Origin of the sequence: uncultured Arthrobacter sp., assembly GCF_902805515.1 — a bacterium.
In the GTDB taxonomy this organism is placed as follows: Bacteria; Actinomycetota; Actinomycetes; order Actinomycetales; family Micrococcaceae; genus Arthrobacter_D.
On the sequence record NZ_CADCTE010000205.1, the window covers coordinates 1 to 5,177 of the forward strand.

The window sequence follows — 5,177 nt, forward strand, 5'->3', positions numbered from 1 at the left end:
ACGAGATCGGAATACTGGGGGTTTTCCGCCAAGAAGTGTTCGACGAAGCTGCACCCGGCCACGACCTTCAGGTTCCGTTCCCGGGCGTCGGCCATCGCGGAATGAATCATGTCCGTCGCGATGCCGCGGCCCTCGAATTCCTCATCGACGATGGTGTGGGTGTACTCGATGACGCCGTCTGCGAGGCGGTAGGCGGCCAGGCCCACCGGGGTCCCGTCGAGATAGGCGATGTAGCGGCTCTTCTCCGGGGTGTCGGTGACCGTGAGCTGCCCCTTGGTGCCTCCGGAACCGGTCGTCTGTTCGCCCGCTGAGGTGTCTGCCGGGTTGGCTGGTTCTGTGCCGCTGGTCATGGTGTCCCCTTCGTGAGATACCGCAAGCTTTTCACTGTGCCGGACGCTGGTCAACGCGGGCACCCCTGCGCGGTGGCCTGTTGTCGGGGAGCTGTTCTTCTTGGTTCACCGCGTCGTCGTGATGCCGTCATCCGTCGTTCCCGTTGGGCTGGGACGGTGTGCGGGTGAAAAAAACCTACAAAGAACTGTTACTTCCCGGAATTTTGATACCGGTTGTGCTGCTTTCCGGTGCCGGCCCGGCATCTGCCGCCCCGCGGCCCGCTGGCGGCGTCCTCGACCTCGATACCGTTCCCGTCCACGAGGGAGCGGACAGCGCCCAGGGCCGCAGGCCGGCCGCAAGCTCGAACCTGTCCGAGCCCGGAATGCTCCTGAAGGAACCTGCAAGCACCGAGCGCATCCTCCTGGATGAAGAAGAGCGCCCGGTCGCGCCCGGCCTGGACCTGAGATCGTTCCAGTGGCTCGACTCCGCCGGGTTCATGCGCGGAGATGTCCTGACCGCCAAGCTGGGCACCCCCGGCTTGAGCCTTGACTATGTCGACGGCGGATCGGTGACTACCCCGGGGCCCCTGGAGAATCACGTCGAGGAGGCGGGCGCGGTCGCCGGTGTTAACGGCGACTTCTTCGACATCAACAACTCCGGATCAGCACTCGGTGCGGGGCTCGGGAACAAGGGCGTTGTGAAGGGACCCAATCCGGGCTGGCCGAACGCCATCGGCGTCGACACGGACGGGCTCGCCCAAATGACCGAAATGCTCCTCGAAGGCAGCATCGTCACGCCGACGGCCACCGTGCCCCTCAAGGGACTCAACCAGAACGTCCTGGCCGTCAATGACATCGGGGCGTACACCTCCCTTTGGGGCGCCTATTCGCGCGACCGCGCCACGACGGGCGTGTCCTCGAAGATCGAGGTACTGGTGACGGATGGCGTGGTGACCGGGATTTCCCCCCAACCCGGCGACGGCGCCCTCAAGGAAAACACGATCGCCCTGGTCGGACGCGAAAACGGAGCCAAGGCACTCTCCGCGCTGAAGGTCGGGGACAAGGTCAAGGTGTCCTACGGGCTCAAGAGCTCCGCGGGTGAGATGGAGGTGGCCATCGGCGGCAGCCAGCCGCTCGTGCGCGGAGGCGAAGTGCTTCCCCAGGGCGACAAGAGCGTGCATCCCCGAACGGCGGTCGGCTTCAGCAAGGACCGCGCCACGATGTTCCTCGTGACCCTCGACGGCCGGATGGCCGACAGCCGGGGCATGTCCCTCGAAGAACTGGGAGCCTTTATGAAGGATATGGGTGCCGACATGGCGCTCAACCTCGATGGCGGAGGATCCTCAACCCTGGTGGCCCGTGAGGCCGGCGAGAGCGGGGTCGACCTGGAGAACGCGCCCTCCGACGGCTACCAGCGGTCGGTCCCCAACGGGCTGGCGCTGTTCGCCGCGGAGGGATCCGGGCGGCCGACGGGGCTCCGGGTGGTACCCGAGGCCGGCGACGCCGACGAGAACTCCCTGCGGGTCTTTCCCGGGCTGAGCCGTGAACTCGACGCGCTGGCACACGATGAAACCTTCGCGCCGGTCGATGTCGACGCGAAATACCGGTCAAACCCCGCAGCCGTCGGAGAGATCGACAAGGACGGCACCTTCACCGCTCGGCGCAGCGGGGATGTCACCGTCACTGCCGCGACGGCCGGAGCTGCCGGTGAGCTTCCCCTGGTCGTGCTTGGGGACCTGGAACGGGTGCGTCCCACCGCGGAGAAGGTGTCCCTCAAGGATGCCTCGGACGCCGGGACGTTCGGCCTGGTCGGCTATGACGCTGATGGGTTCCAGGCGCCCATCGACCCCGCCGACGTCGTACTGGAATACGACACCTCCAAGATTTCCATCGAGCCGAATGACGCAGGCGGCTTCTCGGTCAAGGCCGTAGCGGATTCCGCAGGCGTCGTCGTCACGGCCACGGTCAAGGGAGTCGTCTCCCATGTGGCCGTGTCGGTGGGGCTTGAGAGCCGGATCGCCGCGACCTTCGATGACGCGGCGGGCTGGAAATGGTCCGGAGCGCGGTCAACCGGATCACTAGCGCCAACTCAGGGAAGGGACGGCGGAACCGCACTGCAGATCAACTACGACTTCACCCAGTCGACGGCGACGCGCACCTCGAACGCGGCGCCTCCGAAGAACATCACCATTGACGGGCAGCCCCAGACCATCGGGCTGTGGGTCAAGGGCGACGGGCGGGGCCAGTGGTGGTCCTTCTCCCTCCGCGACGACAAGGGCAATTCCTACCCCCTGTACGGGCCTCACATCACCTGGACCGGCTGGAAGTATGTCGAGGTCGACGTGCCTCAAGGCATCGCCTTCCCGATGACGCTGACCCGCTTCGGCATCATCGAAACCGCGGCGACAGCGAAATACGCAGGATCGGTCGCGATCGATGACATCACCGTGAAGGTTGCACCCAGCATTCATACCCCGGGGACCGAGCAGGTCGCCGACGATGTCGTCATCACCGACGGTACTGCCCTCGACGGCGAAGACTTCACGTTCGCCGTCGTCTCCGACGCCCAGTTCACGGCATCGGACCAGTCGCTGGTGCCCGCGGCGCGGCGGACACTCCAGGAAGCACTCGCGGCCGATCCGGAGTTCATCGTCATCAACGGGGACTGGATCGACACCGCCTTCCCCGCCGACCTCGCTCTTGCCCGTAAGGTCATTGAGGAGGAACTCGGCGACAAGGTGCCCTGGTACTACGTTCCGGGCAACCACGAAATCTACGGTCCCGGTACCGTAGACCCGTTCGAGGCCGAATTCGGCCCCGGTCATCAGAGCTTCGTCCACAAGGGGACGCAGTTCGTCCTCCTCGACTCGTCGACCGGCAGGCTGCTCGGCGGCGGGTTCGACCAGTGGCAGATGCTCCGCGACTCGCTGGACACCGCACGGGACAACCCGGCGATCAACGGCGTTGTGGTGCTGACCCACATGCCGACCCGCGACCCCAGCCCAATCAAGGTCAGCCAGCTTTCCAGCGCCGTCGAAGTCGGCGTCGTCGAGGACTGGCTTTCGGAGTTCCGGCGCGACAGCGGCAAGGGTGCGGCCTACATCGGCTCCCACGTCGGATCGTTCTCCGCGAACTCCGTGGACGGCGTCCCTTACATCGTCAATGGAAACGCAGGGAAGGCCCCGTCCACGGCTCCTGCCGAGGGCGGGTTCTCCGGCTGGTCTTTGGTAGGGATCAACCCGTCGGCTGAACCGGCGCCGCTGAAGGCCCGGCATCGAGCCGCACCGGAATCGGATGCGGAGAACCCGTGGCTTGAGGTCGAGATGCGCCCGCACGTCGATAAGCTCGCCATCGACAACCCGGGGACCATGGCCGTCGGCACGTCGGCCAGTCTTGACGCCCACGTCACTCAGGGGCGGCGGACCTTCCCGGTCGACTACCCCGTGAGTGCTGACTGGGCCTCGGAGAACGTCCACATCGGACCCGTGGCGGAAGCGCCGGGCGCAAGCATTGCGGCGTACGACCCGGAGACCGACACCCTGACCGCACTGCGGGCAGGGGAGGGCACCCTCTCGATCACCGTCAACGGAGTCACCGAAACCACCCCGGTCACGGTGACCGGGTAAGTCAGTACACGCAACGGCCCCTGCTTCTTTCGAGGCAGGGGCCGTTCCCGTCAGGCGCAGCGGGTTACGGGCACAAGGGCGGGGTGCCCTGTGTTCTCTTTAGTGCGTCAGAGCCGCCGGACGCACTCCCCGGTGCCCAGCCGGGCCAGGCCGGCGCGGTCGCCGTCGGCGAAGTCGGTCACGTTGCTGTTCCGCGCGTTCATCAGCTGGTTGGGATCCTCGACGTGGTCGAGGCCGACGACGTGCCCAAGCTCGTGCATGATCACCGCCCGGACGAGGTCCGGGCCGCCCGGATAGGTGAGGATCTCCGAGAGGGCGGGAGCATCGAGCTGTACCTGACCGGTGACGTAGACGTAGGGGTTGCCCGGGGTGGTCACCGCGCTGCTGCCGCCGAGCCCGGCGGTGTCTCCCGCAAGCGCGGGGCTTTCCTCCGGCGATGACCACGTGATGAGGACCGGCGCCCATCGCTTGCCATAGGTTTCGGGCTGGAATGACTCCCGGTCTTCCGAGGGGCCCTCGGAGGTGATGCCGTCGTCAATGAACTGCAGGCCGGTCGCGGCGGAGACCTGTGCGACAGCCTCACCGATGAGCGTCTCGGAGTCGGGAGGGGCGTTGTCGGGGCGGACGACGTAGTGGATTGGGCGGCAGGGGTCGTAGGCGACAAAGTCCTGCTCATCGGTAGGGGAGGCGTGGAAGCGGTAGGCGTCCGAGGCGGCGACTGCGGGAGGCTGCCCGAGCGGTGCGTCCGCCGCCTCGACACCCCAGGGCGGCACGCTGGCACCGGGGAAGTAGGGCAGCGCCGCCGGGAGGATGTGCCGCTCGAAGACGCCGGGCCCGAAGTAGAGCCCGGCCACCAGGGCGAGGGCGAGGCCGGTGCGCAGGCCGCGGCCGAAACGCCGGCGGGGCCGCTGCCCGTGCGCCTTCGGCGGGAGGGTGCGGGAGTGCGGCGGTGCGGGCGGCCACCCGTTGGACCGGCCCTGCGAGGCGTGGAACTCCCGAAGCTGCTGATTCAGGGATTCTTCGAGGGCCCAGGCGGGCGTGCGGCCGCTGGGCGACGTCCGGTGGGGTGGTGCGCCGTCGCGCGGGGCGCTCCCCGGTGCCACGCCGTCGGGCTCGCTCTCGTGCGGATATGGCATACCGGCACCGGTCCTCAGCCGACGAGCTTTGCGTAGACGACGTAGTTGTCGTCGAACTCACCGGTCTCCGCGTCGAACCCGTCGCA

General features: G+C 67.2%; 3 protein-coding genes. 1 reads left to right on the forward strand and 2 read right to left on the reverse strand.

Going from position 1 to position 5,177, the window contains the following annotated elements:
• On the reverse strand, positions 1-350 hold a 350-nt coding region (locus QZX79_RS18370; RefSeq protein ID WP_294570860.1), incomplete at its 3' end, for a GNAT family N-acetyltransferase.
• A 215-nt stretch (positions 351-565) separates the two neighbouring features.
• Between QZX79_RS18370 and QZX79_RS18375 the strand changes: the two genes are divergently transcribed.
• Positions 566-3,955, forward strand: coding sequence for a phosphodiester glycosidase family protein (locus QZX79_RS18375; protein ID WP_294570863.1), 3,390 nt, complete (start codon positions 566-568; stop codon positions 3,953-3,955).
• Positions 3,956-4,062: 107 nt separating this feature from the next.
• On the opposite strand, the gene QZX79_RS18380 is transcribed toward QZX79_RS18375, so the two are convergent.
• Positions 4,063-5,091 carry a matrixin family metalloprotease gene (locus QZX79_RS18380; RefSeq protein WP_294570865.1) on the reverse strand — a complete coding sequence of 343 codons (1,029 nt, stop codon included), beginning with the start codon at positions 5,089-5,091 and terminating at the stop codon, positions 4,063-4,065.
• Positions 5,092-5,177: the final 86 nt, after the last annotated feature.

Bases quoted from the DNA above. Each gene is read 5' to 3' on its own strand.
- QZX79_RS18380 (WP_294570865.1), bottom strand. From the start codon at position 5,091: ATGCCATATCCGCACGAGAGCGAGCCCGACGGCGTGGCACCGGGGAGC.